The sequence below is a fragment of the Aestuariivirga litoralis genome (assembly GCF_003234965.1).
Taxonomy (GTDB): Bacteria; Pseudomonadota; Alphaproteobacteria; order Rhizobiales; family Aestuariivirgaceae; genus Aestuariivirga; species Aestuariivirga litoralis.
The window spans coordinates 47,233-64,672 of the sequence record NZ_QKVK01000007.1 but is presented as its reverse complement, the minus strand read 5'-3'; the positions used below and the strand labels follow the sequence as shown (position 1 = coordinate 64,672).

Genomic DNA, 17,440 nt, shown 5'->3' with positions numbered 1-17,440 from the left:
TCCAAACTGTAATCCCGCCGCCCGTTGAAATTGCGGAGGGGTTTCACCAGATCCAACGGTGTCCGGGCCCCTCTGGCGCCGTTCTCGGCGCGATGTCGGACGACAGCGACACTGAAGAAGGGGACCCGATGGATATTCTCACGACAGTCCTGTTCGCCGACTGGCTGACGAAGCCGGTCTGGATGTGGCTCATGTTCATTGCCATCGTGGCGGTGCTGCTGGTGCTGGACCTGGGCGTGCTGCACAAGGAGCACCGCGAGATCACGGCGCGCGAGAGCCTCGTCCTCTCCGCCGCCTATATCGGCCTCGGGCTTGCCTTCGGCGGCTGGGTGTGGTGGTCGCTGGGCGCCAACTCCGGCATGGAATACCTCACGGGCTTCGCCGTCGAGAAGGCGCTGGCGATGGACAATGTCTTCGTCATCGCCATGATCTTCGGTTTCTTCGCGGTGCCGCTGAAGTACCAGCACCGGGTGCTGTTCTGGGGCATCCTCGGCGTCATCGTGCTCAGGGCCATCATGATCGGCTTCGGCGCGGCCATCGTCTCCGAGTTCTCCTGGGTGCTCTATGTCTTCGCGGTGTTCCTGATCGGCACCGGCATCAAGATGATCCTCTTCGCCGACAAGGACTACGACGTGGCGACGAGCCCGCTCCTCGCCTTCATGCGCCGCCGCTTCAACGTGACGGACGAGCACCATGGCGAGAGGTTCTTCGTCCGCAAGGAGGACCCGAAGACCGGCAGGCTTGCCTGGTTCATGACGCCGCTGTTCCTGGCGCTGGTCCTGATCGAGGTGGCGGACGTGATCTTCGCGGTCGACAGCGTGCCGGCGATCTTCGCCATCACCACCGACCCCTTCATCGTCTATACCTCGAACATCTTCGCGATCCTCGGTCTCCGTGCCCTCTACTTCGCGCTGGCCGCCATGGTGAAGCGGTTCCACTACCTGAAGCTGGCGCTGGCCGTCGTTCTGATCTTCATCGGCTCCAAGATCTTCGCCGCCCCGCTCCTGGGGCTGGACAAGGTGCCCCCGGCGGTCTCCCTCTCGGTCACCTTCGGCATCCTGGCGGCCGGCGTGCTCTACAGCCTGTGGAAGACCCAGGGCCAGGCCCCGGAACGGCTGGGCTGACGACGGGCCAAAGCCTCACACCCGCAGTGCAGTCCCCCGGCGGATTGCCCTTGCCATCGCGTGCTGCGAACGCAATCCGCGTTACAAACGGCAGTGAATTCAGTCTATGATTGTTAGGCACAGTGTAATGGCGAAGCATGGTCAGCGACACAAGGGCTCCTCGGTCGGAGGCAAGCGAGGGGGCACGGTTTCTCAGAGGGGCCCTGTCATGGCTCTATCCCCATCCCGGATTCTGGCTGGCGCTGGCCGGGCTCTGGATTCTCAATATGGCCTGGGTCGCGCGCGACTCGCGTCTGAGCTTCACCTCCCAAAGCATTCAAAAGATGAGCTTTGTGTTCTTGGGCACAGCGGTGGCGCTGGCCTATCGGCAGTGGCGGGGACCATGCCACGGAAGGGGTTTTGATACCCTGTTCCGCCTGCTGATGCTGGCTTTCTTCGCCGGTTTCCTGACCCAGCAGATCAATCTCTTCAGCCACCTGATGATGACCCTCGGGCTTCCCTGGGCGGACCGGCATCTTGCCGCCTGGGACAGCGCCCTCGGGTTCGACTGGAACGGCTATGCGCGGCTGGTCACCGCCCACCCGTGGAGCCGGCGGGGCCTGTTGATCGCCTACAGCCTGGCAATCGGCCCGGCACTGGCCATGATCCTCATCATCGCTGTGTGGCGTGGCCGCCATGACCGGGTGGACGAAGTGGCCTTCCTGGCGCTTGCCTCCGGCTTCATCTGCGTCGCGGTGGCCGGTCTGCTGCCGGCGGTTTCGGCCTGGAGCAGCGTGGCATCGCCGGACGTCCTGGCCGGGCTGGGGCACCTTCCGGAGGTCTGGCTGGAGCAGGTGAAGGCGCTGCGCGGCGATGGCCCGGTCAGCCTCGATCTTGGCACCATGGAGGGGATCGCCACCTTCCCATCCTTCCACACCTGCCTTGCGCTGATCATCGCCTGGTGCAGCCGCGGCCACTGGTCGGGCTTCCTGGCGGGCAGCACCGTGGGGCTCGCCATCCTGGCCGCCACCCCCGTCCATGGCGCCCATTATGGTGTCGACCTGCTGGGGGGTGCGGCAGTCATCACTGGGCTCGTCCTGCTGTGGCCGCGGCTCGCCCCGAGGGTGCGTTCTGGGGGGAGCAGGCCCTAGGTTTTGCCGCTTGCCTTGGGGCCTTGCCCCCGCTAATTCCCGCCCAATTCAATTCCAACGGGATGGACCCTGACTATGCGCGTTTACTACGACCGTGATGCCGACGTGAACCTGATCAAGTCGAAGAAGGTGGCGATCGTCGGCTATGGCAGCCAGGGCCGCGCCCATGCGCTGAACCTGAAGGACTCCGGCGCGGCCAATGTCGTGATCGCGCTCAAGGCGGGCTCGCCCACCATCAAGAAGGCCGAGGCCGACGGCTTCAAGGTCATGACCGTGGCGGACGCCGCCAAGTGGGCCGACCTGATGATGATGGCGACGCCTGACGAGCTCCAGGCCGACATCTACCGTGACGAGATCGCGCCGAACATCCGTGACGGCGCGGCCATCGCCTTCGCCCATGGCCTCAACGTGCACTTCAACCTGATCGAGCCGAAGAAGACGATCGACGTCGTCATGATCGCGCCGAAGGGCCCCGGCCACACGGTGCGCGGCGAATACCAGAAGGGCGGCGGTGTTCCCTGCCTCATCGCCATCCACCAGGACGCCTCGGGCAATGCCCATGACCTGGCGCTCTCCTATGCCTCGGGCGTGGGCGGCGGCCGCTCGGGCATCATCGAGACCACCTTCAAGGAAGAGTGCGAGACCGATCTCTTCGGCGAGCAGGTCGTGCTCTGCGGCGGCCTCGTCGAGCTGATCCGTGCCGGCTACGAGACCCTGGTCGAGGCGGGCTATGCCCCCGAGATGGCCTATTTCGAGTGCCTCCACGAGGTGAAGCTCATCGTCGACCTCATCTACGAGGGCGGCATCGCCAACATGAACTACTCGATCTCCAACACCGCCGAGTGGGGCGAATACGTCACCGGCCCGCGCATCATCACCGATGCGACGAAGCAGGAGATGAAGCGTGTGCTGAAGGACATCCAGACCGGCAAGTTCACCTCCGAGTGGATGCAGGAGTATCGCGCCGGTGCCGCCCGCTTCAAGGGCATCCGCCGCATGAACGACAGCCACAACATCGAGGAAGTGGGCGCCAAGCTCCGCGCCATGATGCCGTGGATCGCCAAGAACAAGCTGGTCGACAAGACCCGCAACTAGTCTTTCCGCATAGGGCGGACGCGAGAAGGGCGGTTCCTCTGGGGCCGCCCTTCTGCTTTAGATGGTGTAAGTTCCGTCACCCCAGCGAAAGCTGGGGCCCGGCTTTGCCGGCCAGAAGCTGGGTGCCAGCTTTCGCTGGCATGACGGTAGGATAGGATGAGGGAAGGCAGGAACCACATGAGCCTCGAACAGGACATCGCCACCATCACCAGGCAGGAGCAGGAGCTCCGCTTCGATCACTTCAACGAGGCGGATGCCTGGGCGCTGGGCTCGCTGATGCGCGCCCAAGCGGAGGAGCGGAAGCTGCCTTTCGTCATCGACATCCGGATCGGCACGAGGCCGCTGTTCTACACCGCACTCCCCGGCACGACGCCGGAGAACCCGGACTGGGTCCGCCGCAAGGTGAACACCGTCACGCGCTTCCAGAAATCCTCCTACCGCGTGGGCCGCGAGTACAAGCTCAAGGGCAATGCCTTCGACGCCGCGCGCGGGCTGAACCTGATGGACTATGCGCCGCAGGGCGGTGGATTCCCGATCCACATCAGGGGCACGGGCGTCGTCGGCGCGGTCACCGTCTCGGGCGTGCCCGAGCGCGAGGACCATGGCTTCGTGGTCGAGATGCTGTGCCGCTTCCTCGGCATCGACCACAGGATGCTGGAGCTCGGGCCCGAAACCGCCTGATGGATTACAGCCTGCTGTTCTTCGTGATGGCCGCCATCGCCGCCTTCCTGGTGGGTGCCTCGAAGGGCGGCCTGCCGATGGTGGGCGTGCTCGGCGTGCCGCTGCTGGCCCTCGTCATGCCGCCGGTGGCGGCGGCGGCGCTGCTGCTGCCGGTCTACATCGTCAGCGACGTGGTGGGGCTCTGGGCCTATCGCCATGAATACAGCGGCCGCAACCTGGCGATCCTGGTGCCTGCGATGATCCTTGGTGTCGGCGTGGGCTGGGCCACGGCGAAGATCACGCCGGAATGGATGGTGACGCTGCTCGTCGGCGTGGTGGGCCTCTATTACTGCGCGACGGTCGTGTTCCGGAAGGCCAATGCGCCGCCGCACCGCGCGGATGTTCCGCGCGGGCTGTTCTGGGGCACGCTGACGGGCTTCACCAGCTTTGTGAGCCACACCGGCGGGCCGCCCTTCCAGACCTATGTGCTGCCGCAGAAACTGCCCAAGATGGTCTTCGCGGGAACGAGCACCATCGCATTCGCCATCATCAACGTGGTGAAGCTCGTGCCCTATTGGGCGCTCGGGCAGTTCAACCCTTCAAACCTCGAGGTGGCGGCGCTGCTGTCGCCCGTCGCGGTGGTCGGCGCGGTGGTGGGCTACAAGGGCACCCGGCTGCTGCCGGAGAAGCTGTTTTTCCGCCTGGTCGAGGTGGCGCTGTTCCTGATCTCGCTCAAGCTCATCTACGACGCGCTGTTCAAATGATCCGGGTGGAGCCCGTCACCAGCCTCGACCTGCGCTGCAGCGGCGGCGGCTGGCGCTTCGAACACACCCACCGCGAGGCCATCGCCCGCCACTGGGACGGCGTGATCGCCGCGAACCCCAGGCTGTGGAACGGCCGCACGCTGATCTGCACCGGCGCGGAGGTGAAGGCGGGGGTGTTCCGCGCCGAACTGGCCGAGATCGACTATGCCAGCTTCGTCGCCTGGCGCGACTGGGGCGGGCCTGATGCCACGGTGGTCAACTGCTTCGGCGTGCCGGCGGTGGTCTCGGCCGACGGCGCCCTGCTGCTTGGCGTCATGTCGGGGACGACCCTCAATGCCGGCAAGGCCTATCCGCCCTCGGGCTCGCTGGAGCCCAGGGATGTGCGCCCCGACGGCAGCGTGGACCTTCTCGGCAACATGCGGACAGAATTGCTGGAAGAAACCGGCCTCGACCTCGACGAGGCCGCACCCGGCCCCTGGGTGGCGATCTTCGAGGGGCCGCGGCTCGCCGTGGTGCAGCGCTTCGATTTTCCGCTCAGCTTCGCCGAGATCGCGCGGCGCTTCGCCGCCCATGCGGCGGCCGACCCTCATGCGGAGCTGGCGGCGGTGGAGGCGCTGCGCCACCGCTCTGAGATCGATGCAAGGATGCCGGGCTTCGTGGCCGGGCTCGCGCAGTTCCTGGAGCTTTGAGCGAAGGCCTCAGGATCCGCCCTTGTATTCCTGGATGATGTTGCCGCCATCCACCACCAGCATCTGGCCGGTGATGTAGCTCGCCTCCTCGCTGGCGAGGAACAGCGCCGCATGGCCCACTTCCGCCGGCGTGCCGGGGCGGCCCACCGGCGTGTGGCGGCCAGCCGTGATCTCGGCCTCGGAGCTCGATGCGGTCCGGATCCAGCCGGGCCCGACGCAGTTGACGGTGACACCGGATGAGCCCACCTCGATGGCGAGTGCCCGCGTCATGCCCAGCATGCCGGCCTTGGCCGCGGCATAGACCGAACTTCCGGCGATGCCGACGAGGGGACCGGTGACGGAGGACATCTGCACGATCCGCCCATAGCGCCGCGCGATCATGCCGGGCAGCACGGCCCTCGTCATGAGGAAGCAGGTCTTGAGGTTGATGGCGATGCCATAGTCCCAGCCCGCCTCCGACATCTCGCTCAGCCGGCCGCCGGGCACGTCGCCGCCCACCTGCGTCATGCCGGCATTGTTGACGAGGATCTCGACGGGGCCGAGCGCTGCCTCGGCGGCGTCGACGAGGCCGGTCACCTGGGCAGGCACAGTGAGGTCGGCGGGCAGGGCGAAGGCCCGGTCCGGCCCCGCGCCCAGTTCGGCCAGCCGGTCATGGATGCGCTCCGTCGTCGAGGTGATGGCCACCCTGGCGCCGGCCGCGAGCAGCAGCCGGGCCGTGGCAAAGCCGATGCCATCGGCGCTGCCCGCTCCCGTCACGATCGCCGTCCGTCCCGCAACCCCGCTCATGTGCCTTCTCCCGCCCGGTCCCGCGCTGATGACACCGCATCCGCTGCCGCCGCGCAACAGGCGCTGCAGCCGAATTGCCGGTTGACGGGCCGCACCGCCCGCGCGAGCCTGCGCAGCCTTGCCGGAGGGCCTGCCGATGAAACTGCCGTTCTTCACCTATGACGTCTTCACCAGCCGTAGCTTTGCCGGCAATCCGCTGGCCATCGTGGAGGACGCCGATGGCCTGTCGACCGGGCAGATGCAGATCATCGCGCGCGAGTTCAATCTCTCCGAGACGATCTTCGTGCGGAAGCCGCAGGACGCGGCCAACACCGCGAGCGTGCGCATCTTCTTTCCCACGGCGGAAATCCCCTTCGCGGGCCATCCCACCATCGGCTGTGCCATCCACCTGGCGCAGAAGAAGTACAAGCCGGGCTGCGCCTTCGAGACGACGATCCGCCTCGAGGAAGTGGCAGGGCTCGTGCCGGTGAAGGTCAGCCGCATCGGCGATGTGCCGCGTGCCCAGTTCACCGCACCGGTGTCCCCCTTCGCGGTGGAGGTGGCAGCACCCGCCCGTGAGGATATCGCGGCGGCGCTCGGCCTCTCCGCTTCGGACATCGGCTTCGAGGGTCACGTCCCCGGCGTGTTCAAGGGCGGCCCCGCCTTCCTCTATGTTCCGCTCGCCAGCCGCGAGGCGCTGGCAAGGGCGCGGGTGATCGAGCCGCACTGGTCAAACCTGTTTTCCGGGCTCGGCACCCGCATGGCCTACATGTACACGCGCGGCGGCGACGGGGCGGACACGGCCTATCGGTCGCGCGCCTATGCCCCGCTCGACGGCATACCCGAGGACCCGGCCACCGGTTCCGCCACGGCGATCCTCGCCGCCCAGCTGCTCGCGGCGGAAAGACTGGCGGCCGGCACCCACCGCTGGAAACTCGAGCAGGGCTATGAAATGGGCCGGCCTTCCGACCTGTGGCTGGAAGCCGATGTTGCAGATGCGAAGCTGCTTGCCGTCCGGGTTGCAGGTCAGGCGGTGCAAATCAGTTCGGGCGTGCTAGAACTCTGACGGGGAACAAGCGCAGCGCGACGCCGGCCAAGGGGAGGGCCGCACCAGCATGAAGACGATACTGCTCATCGCCCATCTGATCGCCATCGCCACGGGAACGGGCATGAGCATTGCGAACTACATCAACATCCGCGTCGCGGCGGGCGAAAAGGGCGACCGGCGCGAGGCCCTGACCTTCCTGCGCCGCATCCTGGCGAAGATCGCCGATGTGGTGATCCTGGCGATCTGGATCACCGGCATCGGCCTGTTCTTCAGCCTGCCGCCGCAGGACGCGCCGAACAGCTGGTTCATCGTCAAGATCGGCTTCGTGGTGCTGCTCACCCTGTGCCACGGCCTGGCCCGGGTGACGGCCGGCAAGATGATGCGCACCGGCGACCAGTCACTCTACCCGCGCATGGAACTGCTGGTCTCCGGCGTCTGGATGTCGGCACTCGCCGCCATCATTTTGGCGGTACTGGCCTTCGAACCCTGAGGCGCTACTGCGCCGTGAGCATCGATGAGGCGTCGGCGATGACCTCGGCCGCCTGCTGCTCGTCGCCCGCCGCGCAGAATTTCTCCGCCTGGGCCACCATGTCCTGGATCTGCACCTTCACGTCCGGCTGAATGTCGTCCGATGCCAGATGAGACTTGAGCTGCGCGAGATCGGCGTCGCAGGCCCCGGCGAGTGCGGGAGCGGTGAAGGCGGCCATGAGGCCGATCGCAAGCAGTGCGGACTTCATCTCGGAAAACCTCTTCAGACGGTGCCGTAACCCTATAGCCCTCACGCGGCCCGAGGCCAATCCTCCGTTTGCCCCAAGGCACAATCTTTCGTTGACTCATTCGCCCAAAAACGCCACCGTCAGGTGTCGCGAGAAGGGCCTGAGTCTGGCTCCCGCGACAGGGGGGCTGAAGTCGCACTGCCAGGGGCAGGCGGCCCAGGTCACGGCACATCAGGCTGAGGAGCAGGCCGGCAACACGCGTTGCCCGGCAACGGGATGGCTTGTCCTCCGGCCGCGCGCGTTTGCAGGAGGGGCATGCTGGGGTTCGGCGGCAGGAGGGAAGCGGCACGCAGCGCGTGGCCAGTGTTGCGCCGCCTTGCGCTGCTGCTGCTGTTGCTGCTGGCGCAGGTGGTGCTGGCCGCCGAGGCGCAGGCCACCAACTGGGTGGTCAACATCATCGACAACGAGGACCCGATCCCCCTCGGCGGCACCATCACCTACACCATCACCGTCGAGAACGACGACCTCGCGTCCAATACCTCTCCTGAGAACACGCTCGACCTGACCATTCCGGGCAGCTTCACCTTCACCGGCACTGAGGCGGGCAGCCCCATCACCGGCTGCACGCCGCAGCCGGCGGTGGGCCTCGCCACGGTCAGCTGCACCCTGCCGCCGCTTGCCGGGGGGGACGTCGTCACCCTCAAGGCGCTGGTCAAGACCAGCATCCAGGGCACCTTTGCCGTCGTTGCCAAGGTGCCGGCCCTCGGTATCGACAGCGAGACCGCCAACAACATCGCCGAGCAGCCCACCACCGTCATCGACGGCACCGACCTGACGCTGGACATCGCCGGCCCCGCGAGTTCGGCGGCGGGCAGCGCCGTCACCTACGACTTCACCGTCAGCAACCTCGGGCCGATGCCCGCCTCCAGCGTGGTGGTCTCGGTGCCTGTTCCCGCCGGGCTCGGGGGCCTCGTGTGGCCAGCGGGCTGCGTGCTGTCGGGCAGCAATTACCTCTGCACCATTCCCGGGCCCATCGCCGTGGGGGCAAGCGCCAGCCTGCAGCTGAAGGGGGATATCGCGGTTGCCTCCACCTCCGCCATCACGGTGACAGGCGAAATCACCAGCAGCAACCCGCCGGACCGGACCACCGGCAACAACCGCGACACGGTGACGACCGACGTCACCGTGGGCTCGGACGTGAAGATCACCAAGAGCCGCGCGCCGGCGGGAACGCTGCTCGTCGGCAATGACGTGACCTTCACGCTGACGCCGAGCTTCACCGGCGAGACGCCGCTGGACCTCACCATCGTCGACGACATTCCGGGCAATTATCAGATCAACGAGGTCATCCCGGCGGCAGGCAGCGGCTGGACCTGCGGCATCGCCTCGCAGACCGTCACCTGCACGCTGGCCAGCGGCGGGGCACCGGGCCACAACGTGCCGCTCGGGGTGATCACCATCGAAACGACGGTGGTCAGCGCCGGCAGCGCCACCAACACGGCACGGATCGACGCGGCGAGCCCGCTCGACCCGAACCCCGGCAACAACGAAGCCAGCGATGGCGGCGCCGCGATCAACGAGGAGACCTCCGACCTCCGCGCCAACAAGTCCGGCCCCGCCAATCCGCCCACCGTGCTCGAGGGCACGCCCTTCAACTTTTCGATCAGCACCTCGAACCTCGGCAACCGGCCCTTCAGCGGCACCATCGTGATGACCGACAATCTGCCCGCCGGGTTGCGGGTGGACTCCTATTCCGCGCTCAACGGCTGGAGCTGTTCGCCCGCCGTGCCGGTCACCGGACCCGCTCCGATCACCTGCACGCGTGACTACGTCACGCCGCTGCCGGTGGGCGCCACCACGCCGGCGGTGGTGCTGCGCACCGTCTCCACCGTCTCGGGCGCCACCAGCTTCACCAATTCCATGACGGTGACGACGGTCAACCCCAGCTTCCCCGACCCCAACCTCAAGAACAACACCATCACCTATGGCGTGAACTCGACGGGCAGCGGCAACCAGGCAGACATCAGGGTCAACAAGCAGGCGCTCAACAAGACGATCGCGTCGGGCGACACCGAGCAGTTCCTGATCGACATCGTCAATGATGGAAGCGGCACCTCATCTAGCATCACCCTCACCGACGACCTGACGGGCCTGATCAACAATCGCAGCGGTTCGGACAAAGGCCTCGTGCAGGTGGTGTGGGCGCCCAATTCCGCCTCGGGCATGAACTGCGCGACCGCGGCGCTGGGCGGCGCCACGGGCACGGCCGTGCGGCTCACCTGCACCATCGCCACGCTGCCCGTCTGCACCGAGGGCGTGAACTGCCCGCAAGTCAATGTGGTGGTGCGCCCCGGCGGCAATGCCGGCCAGCGCAGCAACAGCGCGCGCGCCATATCGAGCGTCACCTTCGATCCGGACACCGGCAACAATACCGGCACCGACACCTTCGACGTCACGGCGCTGGCCGATGTCACCATCGGCAAGACGGTCAATCCGGCGAACCCGCGGGCCGGGCAGGCCTTCACCTATGTCCTCGCCGCCACCACCACGGCCGATGGCCGCAGCGCCGCGCAGAACGTCACCGTCACCGACACCTTGCCGCCGGGGCTGATCTTCCTCGGCGCCACCCCGTCATCCGGCACTTGCCCCAGCCTGCCCACGGCAGGCCGGATCATCGTCGCCGATGCCACGCCGGTGGGAAGTGACACCACCCACGGCCTGATCGAGTGCAATCTCGGCACCATCGCCAATGGCGCGCAGCAGACGGTGACGGTGACCGTGGCGGCGCAGAGCGCGCTGTCGGGCTCGACCGTCACCAATACGGCAACGGTCACCTCGCCCACGACGCCGGGGGACAATGGCGGAAACAATTCCGCCTCCGTTTCCGCCGGCATTCTGCCGCCGGTCCTCGACCTGCAGATCAACAAGGTCGACACGCCGCTGCCGGACTATGGGCCCGACCCGGTGGGGATCGGCTCCACCATGGTCTACGGCCTCACCATCACCAACAACGGGCCGTCCGCGGCGGAGGAGGTGGAGGTCACCGACACGCTGCCCAGCGCCTTCCTCGCCTTCCAGTCGGTGAGTGCACCCGCCGGCGTCACCTGCGGCGGACCTGCGCCCGGCACGGTGGGGGGCACCGTCACCTGCACCAAGCGGCTGATGCTGTCCGGCGACACCGCCACCATCAGGCTCACCATGTCAGGCCAGGCGCGCGGCGTGGCGGAGAACAGCGCCACCGTCACGTCGCTCGAAACCGCGAGCCATGACACAAACCCTGACAACAACACCGATGTTGAACTCACCACGGTGCGCAGCCGCGCCGACGTGGAGGTGGTGAGCAAGGTTCCCTCGCAGCCCAGCGTGACGCTGCTCCAGCCCTTCAGCTTCGCGATCATCGTGCGCAACAACATCGGCCCCGGCCTCAACGAGGCCGATGCCACCGTGCTGTCCGACGCGCTGCCGCCGGGCATGAAGCTCACCGGCTCGCCGTCTGCCGTGGTGGTGGCGGGCACCACCACCGCCAATGTGTGCAGCGGCAGCGCGGGCGGCTCGTCCTTCACCTGCGAGTTCGGCACTATGAGTTCAGGCGCCGAAGTCACCGTCACCGCGCCGGTGCAGGTGGTCGAGTCCGCATCGAGCCCGCAGACCTTCACCAACACCGCCAGCGTCGCCACCACCTCGCTCGAGGAGAACCTCGCCAACAATTCGAATTCCGGACAGGTGACGGTGGAGGCCGCCTCGCTGGCGGGCCTGGTGTTCCGCGACTTCAACAACAATGGCGTCCAGGATCCGGGCGACACCGGCATCAGCGGGGTTCCGATGCAGGTCAGCGGGGCCGGGCCGGGCGGCGTGCCGGTCAGCCTCACCGTCACCACGGGGTCCGACGGGCGCTATGTCTTCGCTGCCGTGCCGCCCGGCAGCTATACGCTCACCCGCGGGCCGGTGGGCGATGCGGCCCTTGCCAACGGCATGGCGAAGCCCGGCACCGCCGGGGGCAGCGCCCTCAGCGCCACGGTGATCGGCGGCATTACGCTCGTGACCCAGGCGGCGACCGGATATGATTTCACCCTGGTGCCCAATTCCGGCATCGCCATCACCAAGGCGCTGCTCTCCGGCCCCACGCCCAATGCCGATGGCAGCTTCGATGCAAGCTTCCGGCTCACTGTCAGCAACCCCAGCCTCGAGCCCCTGCAGACCATCACGGTCAGCGATCAGCTGGCCGGTGCCGCGCCGCTGTTCGGCAGCTTCGCCGCCACGGCCACGGCGCCCGGCACCTACACCGTCATCGCGGCGCCAAGCGGCAGCTGCGGCGGGCTGAACACCGGCTTCAACGGCAGCACGGACGCAGTGGCGGCACAGGGGGCCAGCCTCGCCGTCGGCGCCAGCTGCACGGTGGACTTCGCCATCCGCGTGATGCCCACGGTGCCGCTGCCGCCGCTTGCCAATGGCGGGCGCTATTTCAACCAGGCCAGCGTCAGCGGCCTCGGCGAACAGTCGGGCACGGCGGTCAACGGCGAGTCCAATCTGGTGCCGCTGTCGCCCAATCTGCCGCAACTGACCATCACCAAGGTGATGACCGGCTACACCGATGCCGACAAGAGCGGCAGCATCACGCTCGGCGACAGCCTGACCTTCCGCATCACCGCCACCAACAGCGGCAGCGTGCCACTCAGCGACGTGGTGGTGAGCGACGACATGATCACCCCGGACAGCACCACCTGCGCGGTGCTGCAGCCGGACCAGACCTGCGTGCTGACCGGCAGCTACACGGTGACCATCGAGGACGTGCAGGCAGGCAAGGTGGTGAACACCGCCACGGCCGACAGCACCGAAACCAATCCGGTGACCGGGCCAGTCACCGACACCGTCACCACGCCGGTGGTCGCCGTGATCGACGGCAACACCTTGACCAAGCGGGCGCTGATCAGCACCGCCAAGCGCGGCGAGAAGGTGCCCTACGTCATCGTGGCGCAGGACGTGCCCTTCAACCCGGCGCGCATCGTCGACGTGATGCCGCCCGGCTTCGCCTTCATCGAGGGCAGCGCGGTGGCCAATGGCAAGAAGGTCGCACCCGCCATCGACGGCCGCCGCCTGACCTTCGACGGGCTGGTGCCCGATGCCGGGGGCGACATCAAGCTGGAACTGACGCTGGTGGTGTCGGCCTCGGTCAATCCCGGCGTGGCGGTCAACCAGGCCCAGCTGGTGGACCCCGATACGGGCGAGGTGGTGGCAACCGCCAAGGCCCGCGTGACCATTCTCGCCGAGGCGGTGTTCGACTGCGGCGACATCATCGGCAAGGTGTTTGATGACCAGAACCGCAACGGCTACCAGGACGAGGGCGAGCCGGGTCTTCCGGCGGTGCGGGTGGCCACCGTCAACGGCCTGCTGGTGACCACCGATTCCAATGGCCGCTTCAACATTCCCTGCGCCGACATCCCGGATGCCGCCATCGGCTCCAACTTCATCCTGAAGCTCGACACGCGCACGCTGCCCACGGGCTATCACGTGACCACCGAGAACCCGCGCCGCGTGCGCCTCACCCGCGGCAAGGTGGTGAAGCTCAATTTCGGCGCCTCGATCTCGCGGCTGGTGAAGCTGGAGCTCAACGGGAAGGTCTTCGCGCCGGGCTCCACGGAGCTGCTCCCCAAGTGGGAGGGCGGACTCGACAAGCTGGTCGCCGCGCTCGAGGCGGAGACCTCCGTTCTCGAGATCACCTATCGCGGCAGCGACGGCGCCCTGGGCAAGGCGCGGCTGCGCGCCGTGAAGGATGAGATCTCGCGGCGCTGGCAGTCCGCTTCGCATCGCTACGACCTTGCCATCGACACCCGCATGCTGGACGGGGGTGTGCCATGAGGCCGGGCCGCCTCGCGCTTGTCACCGCCATGCTGCTGTGCGGCACGGCGCTCGCCCAGGCGGATGAGGCGGGCGAGGCTTTGTTCTCGATCAGCGTCGATGGCCAGCACGTGGCGGGCACGCCCGGCACGCCGGACCCGAACCGCAAGGCCGACATGGCGCTGGAAGGCGCCGACATCCAGGTGAAGTATGACGGGCTCAACGCCAAGCCCTTCCTCAACGCCGCCACCACCTCTTCGCGCCGGTCCTTCGCGGTGGGCGAGGTGGTGGAGTTCCTCGCCTCCAGCAACTACCCGGCCTATGTCACGCGGCAGGAGATTCGCATCTTCGCCACCGGCCGCCATGCACCGGCAGCACCCGTTGCGGTGGTCAAGGTTGGCAAGGGCAACCTGGCGCGCTGGACCATGCCGGAGGTCGCGGCGACCCAGGGCTTCGACGACTTCGCCTATGTGCTGCGCGTCTATGATGCCAAGGGCCGCTTCGATGAAACGCGGCCGCTGACGCTGGTGCGCCGCTCCGCGCTCGAAACGGCGCCGGAGGAGGCAGGGCCCACGGCACCGGGCTTCAGCGACGACAACACGGCGTTCCGCAATATCCGTGTCGATGGCGGTGCGGTCACCGTGGCGGGGCGCAACGTGCCACCGGGGGCAGCGGTGCAGGTGCTGGGCGAGACGATCCCCGTCGATGGCGAGGGCGCCTTCGTGGTGCAGCGCATCCTGCCCATCGGCGAGCATGACGTGGACGTGGCGCTGAAGGCGGGGAAGGCGGGCAGCCTCACCTTCGACCGCAGCATCAACATCCCCTCGAACGAGTGGTTCTATGTCGGCCTCGCAGATCTGACGCTCGGTTCCAGGACCGGCTCGAAGCACATCGAGGACGTGGCGCCGGGCGAATATGACGGCGTCTACGACAAGGGCCGGGCCGCCTTCTACCTGAAGGGCAAGATCAAGGGCTCGTGGCTCCTCACCGCCGCTGCCGACACCGGCGACGGCAGCATCGAGAACATGCTGACGGGCCTCGACGACCGCGACCCGAGGAGCTTCCTGAAGCGCATCGACCCTGAGGACTATTATCCGGTCTATGGCGATGACTCGGTGGCCATCGAGGATGCGCCGACCAGCGGCAAGTTCTATGTCCGCCTCGAACGCGGCGACAGCCGCGTGGTGTGGGGCAACTTCAAGACCGACATCCGCGGCACCGAGTTCCTGCGGAATGACCGGGCGCTTTATGGCGGCAATGTCGTGCTGAAGACCGACAGGATGGTGCCCTCGGGCGAGCGCTCGGGCGAAGTCCATGCCTATGCCGCCCAGCCCGGAACCCTGCCGCAGCGCGACGTGTTCCGCGGCACCGGCGGTTCGGCCTATTTCCTGACCCACCAGGACGTGACCACCGGCTCCGAGACGCTCTATGTCGAGGTGCGCAACCCGGTGACGGGCCGCGTGGTCAGCCGCAAGACGCTGGTCTATGGCCGCGACTATTCGATCGACTATCTGCAGGGCGTCGTGTTGCTCGATGAACCGCTCTCCTCCAGTGCGGATGATGGCAACCTGGTGCGCGACGGGGCCATCGGCGGCAACCAGCAATATCTGGTCGCGGCCTATGAATATGTGCCGACGGCGGGCGACGTCGACGGCTATGTCTATGGCGGCCGTGCCCAGCAATGGGTGGGCGACCATGTGCGCCTCGGCGTCACCGGCGCACTGGAGAAGACGGGCGCAGCAGACCAGAAGCTGGGCGGCGCCGACATCCAGTTCTACAAGTCGGAGAAGACCTTCCTCGAAGGCGAAGTGGCGGTAACCGACGGCCCCGGCTTCGGCTTCTCGGAATCACTCAACGGTGGTCTCACCATCACCGAGCCGGGCATTGCGGGCAGCGCGGGCGACCCGGCCATGGCCTATCGCGTGCTGGGCCGGCTCGACCCCGGCGAGATCGTCCCCGGCGCCAAGGGCGATCTCGAGGCGAGCTTCGCCTACAAGCAGGCGGGCTTCTCCACCCTCGACGAGCAGGTGACACAGGACCGCTACGAATATGGCCTCAAGGGCGACCTGGAACTCACCGAGCGGCTGACGCTGAACTTCTACGGCGACCGGCTGGAAAGCGGCGGCGACGTGACCCAGAACCAGGCTGGGGCGGACCTCACCTATCTGCTGCGCGAGGGGCTGCTCCTGTCCGCCGGCATACAGCAGCTAGACGTCGACAACCCCGACGACAACACCGACGGCACCCGCACCGACACGGCGTTGAAGCTCACCCGCATCCTGAGCGACACCTCGTCCGTCTATGCCTTCGGCCAGGCAACGCTGGCCCGCACCGGCAATGTCGACCTCAACAACCGCGGCGGCGTGGGCGGCACGCGGCAGTTCACCGACACCATCGATGGCTCCGCCGAAATCTCCTATGGCGATGGCGGCATCGGGGGCAGGGCGTTGCTGAGCTACCAGCCCGTGGCATCCGACCGCTATTACATCGGCTATGCGCTGGCGCCGGGCAATTACGTTGCCAATGACCTGCTGTCGGGAAACCAGACGGACGATCTCGGCGGCATCATCGCCGGCGTCAGCCATGGCTTCAGCGAGCGGCTCTCGGTCTATGCCGAAGACAAGTATAATTTCTGGTCGGACCAGCCGAGCCTCACCCAGGTCTATGGCGTCACCTACACGCCCACGCCGGAATGGAATCTGGGCGGCGCCATCGAGTCCGGCCGGGTATGGGGCGACACGGCGGATCTGGGCTTCGCCGACAGCAACGTCAACCGCAACGCCGTCTCCGCCACTGCCGTCTACAACCCGAATGACAGGATGACGGCCTCGGTCAAGGGCGAGGTGCGCTTCGATGACAACAACGGCGCGGATGGCGGCGACCAGACGGCCTATTACCTTGCGGCGCGCCTGTCCAATGCGCTGAACGAGAACTGGCGCGTGCTGGCAGCACTCGATGCCGTGGTGTCGGACGCGACCGACTCATCCATCGGCGGCAATTTCGTCGAGGCCTCGCTCGGCTATGCCTATCGCCCGGTGCTGAACGACAGGCTCAATGCGCTGGCCAAATATGTCTATGTCTATGATGCGCCGGGGCCCGACCAGGTGAATATCGACGGCGAGATCGGCGGGCCGTCGCAGCAGAGCCACATCCTCAGCGTCGATGCCACCTATGACCTGACGCAGATGATCTCCATCGGCGGCAAATATGGCCTGCGCTTCGGGCAATGGAAGCCGCAGGACGAGGACGGGAACGACGGCGACTGGGAGAGTTCCAACGCCCAGCTCGCGGTGCTTCGGGCCGATCTGCATGTGGTCAAGAAGTGGGACGTGCTGGTCGAGGGGCGCTGCCTGTGGGAGAGCGCCAGCGAATCCGCCAACTGGGGTGCGGTGGCCGCCCTCTATCGCCAGATCAACGACAATTTCGACGTGGGTGTCGGCTATAACTTCGGCCGCTATTCCGATGATCTGGCCGACCTCACCGCCAATGACCAGGGCTTCTTCGTCAACGCCATCGGCAAGCTCTAGCGCCTTGTCCCGCCGGCCGGTTTGCTGTTACTTTCGATAGCCAGAGGCTGCGATATGCAGGCCCGCCCGGGGCATGGGCGGTCAGGG

Annotated in this window: 12 protein-coding genes; 10 read left to right on the top strand and 2 right to left on the bottom strand. The window is 66.9% G+C overall.

The features are described from left to right. Positions 1–128 precede the first annotated feature (128 nt). From DK847_RS14940 to DK847_RS14915, 6 genes are all read left to right on the top strand, one after another. Positions 129–1,124: a TerC family protein gene (locus DK847_RS14940; protein ID WP_111199333.1), complete on the top strand. Its 996-nt coding sequence runs from the start codon at positions 129–131 to the stop codon at positions 1,122–1,124. A gap of 323 nt (positions 1,125–1,447) precedes the next feature. After that, positions 1,448–2,254, top strand: coding sequence for a phosphatase PAP2 family protein (locus tag DK847_RS14935; protein ID WP_161957300.1), 807 nt, complete (start codon positions 1,448–1,450; stop codon positions 2,252–2,254). 75 nt (positions 2,255–2,329) lie between these two features. Further along, entirely contained in the window at positions 2,330–3,349 is a 1,020-nt protein-coding gene (gene ilvC, locus DK847_RS14930; protein WP_111199331.1) for a ketol-acid reductoisomerase, read from the top strand. 177 nt (positions 3,350–3,526) lie between these two features. Then, positions 3,527–4,030: a heme-degrading domain-containing protein gene (locus DK847_RS14925; protein ID WP_111199330.1), complete on the top strand. Its 504-nt coding sequence runs from the start codon at positions 3,527–3,529 to the stop codon at positions 4,028–4,030. Further along, entirely contained in the window at positions 4,027–4,773 is a 747-nt protein-coding gene (locus DK847_RS14920; protein ID WP_193548206.1) for a sulfite exporter TauE/SafE family protein, read from the top strand. Before DK847_RS14925 ends, DK847_RS14920 begins: the two co-directional genes overlap by 4 nt. After that, the gene (locus DK847_RS14915) at positions 4,770–5,462 is read left to right on the top strand and encodes an NUDIX hydrolase (RefSeq protein ID WP_111199328.1); all 693 of its coding nucleotides are present in this window, start codon (positions 4,770–4,772) and stop codon (positions 5,460–5,462) included. Before DK847_RS14920 ends, DK847_RS14915 begins: the two co-directional genes overlap by 4 nt. Before the next feature lie 9 nt (positions 5,463–5,471). Here the strand turns inward: DK847_RS14915 and DK847_RS14910 are convergent, their stop codons facing one another. Beyond that, positions 5,472–6,248, bottom strand: a complete 777-nt coding sequence (locus tag DK847_RS14910) for an SDR family NAD(P)-dependent oxidoreductase (protein ID WP_111199327.1) — start codon at positions 6,246–6,248, stop codon at positions 5,472–5,474. A gap of 136 nt (positions 6,249–6,384) precedes the next feature. Between DK847_RS14910 and DK847_RS14905 the strand changes: the two genes are divergently transcribed. Together DK847_RS14905 and DK847_RS14900 are read left to right on the top strand one after the other, a co-directional pair. Then, complete coding sequence (locus DK847_RS14905) at positions 6,385–7,293, top strand: PhzF family phenazine biosynthesis protein (protein WP_111199503.1); 909 nt, start codon at positions 6,385–6,387, stop codon at positions 7,291–7,293. 49 nt (positions 7,294–7,342) lie between these two features. Then, positions 7,343–7,765, top strand: coding sequence for a hypothetical protein (locus DK847_RS14900; RefSeq protein ID WP_111199326.1), 423 nt, complete (start codon positions 7,343–7,345; stop codon positions 7,763–7,765). A 4-nt stretch (positions 7,766–7,769) separates the two neighbouring features. Here DK847_RS14900 and DK847_RS14895 read toward each other — a convergent pair whose 3' ends face one another. Next, positions 7,770–8,012 (bottom strand): hypothetical protein, encoded by a 243-nt coding sequence (locus tag DK847_RS14895; RefSeq protein WP_111199325.1) that lies wholly within the window; start codon positions 8,010–8,012, stop codon positions 7,770–7,772. A gap of 294 nt (positions 8,013–8,306) precedes the next feature. On the opposite strand from DK847_RS14895, the gene DK847_RS14890 reads away from it, so the two are divergent. Both DK847_RS14890 and DK847_RS14885 read left to right on the top strand, forming a co-directional pair. Then, positions 8,307–13,847, top strand: coding sequence for a DUF7507 domain-containing protein (locus tag DK847_RS14890; protein WP_161957299.1), 5,541 nt, complete (start codon positions 8,307–8,309; stop codon positions 13,845–13,847). After that, positions 13,844–17,353, top strand: coding sequence for a TonB-dependent receptor (locus tag DK847_RS14885; RefSeq protein WP_111199323.1), 3,510 nt, complete (start codon positions 13,844–13,846; stop codon positions 17,351–17,353). Before DK847_RS14890 ends, DK847_RS14885 begins: the two co-directional genes overlap by 4 nt. The last annotated feature ends 87 nt before the right edge of the window (positions 17,354–17,440 follow it).

What these genes read in the sequence shown, in the direction of transcription:
- DK847_RS14940 (WP_111199333.1), top strand. Translation starts at nt 129, where the DNA reads ATGGATATTCTCACGACAGTCCTGTTCGCCGACTGGCTGACGAAGCCG.
- DK847_RS14910 (WP_111199327.1), bottom strand. Translation starts at nt 6,248, where the DNA reads ATGAGCGGGGTTGCGGGACGGACGGCGATCGTGACGGGAGCGGGCAGC.
- DK847_RS14915 (WP_111199328.1), top strand. Translation starts at nt 4,770, where the DNA reads ATGATCCGGGTGGAGCCCGTCACCAGCCTCGACCTGCGCTGCAGCGGC.
- DK847_RS14905 (WP_111199503.1), top strand. Translation starts at nt 6,385, where the DNA reads ATGAAACTGCCGTTCTTCACCTATGACGTCTTCACCAGCCGTAGCTTT.
- DK847_RS14885 (WP_111199323.1), top strand. Translation starts at nt 13,844, where the DNA reads ATGAGGCCGGGCCGCCTCGCGCTTGTCACCGCCATGCTGCTGTGCGGC.
- DK847_RS14935 (WP_161957300.1), top strand. Translation starts at nt 1,448, where the DNA reads ATGAGCTTTGTGTTCTTGGGCACAGCGGTGGCGCTGGCCTATCGGCAG.
- DK847_RS14895 (WP_111199325.1), bottom strand. Translation starts at nt 8,012, where the DNA reads ATGAAGTCCGCACTGCTTGCGATCGGCCTCATGGCCGCCTTCACCGCT.
- ilvC (WP_111199331.1), top strand. Translation starts at nt 2,330, where the DNA reads ATGCGCGTTTACTACGACCGTGATGCCGACGTGAACCTGATCAAGTCG.
- DK847_RS14900 (WP_111199326.1), top strand. Translation starts at nt 7,343, where the DNA reads ATGAAGACGATACTGCTCATCGCCCATCTGATCGCCATCGCCACGGGA.
- DK847_RS14925 (WP_111199330.1), top strand. Translation starts at nt 3,527, where the DNA reads ATGAGCCTCGAACAGGACATCGCCACCATCACCAGGCAGGAGCAGGAG.
- DK847_RS14890 (WP_161957299.1), top strand. Translation starts at nt 8,307, where the DNA reads ATGCTGGGGTTCGGCGGCAGGAGGGAAGCGGCACGCAGCGCGTGGCCA.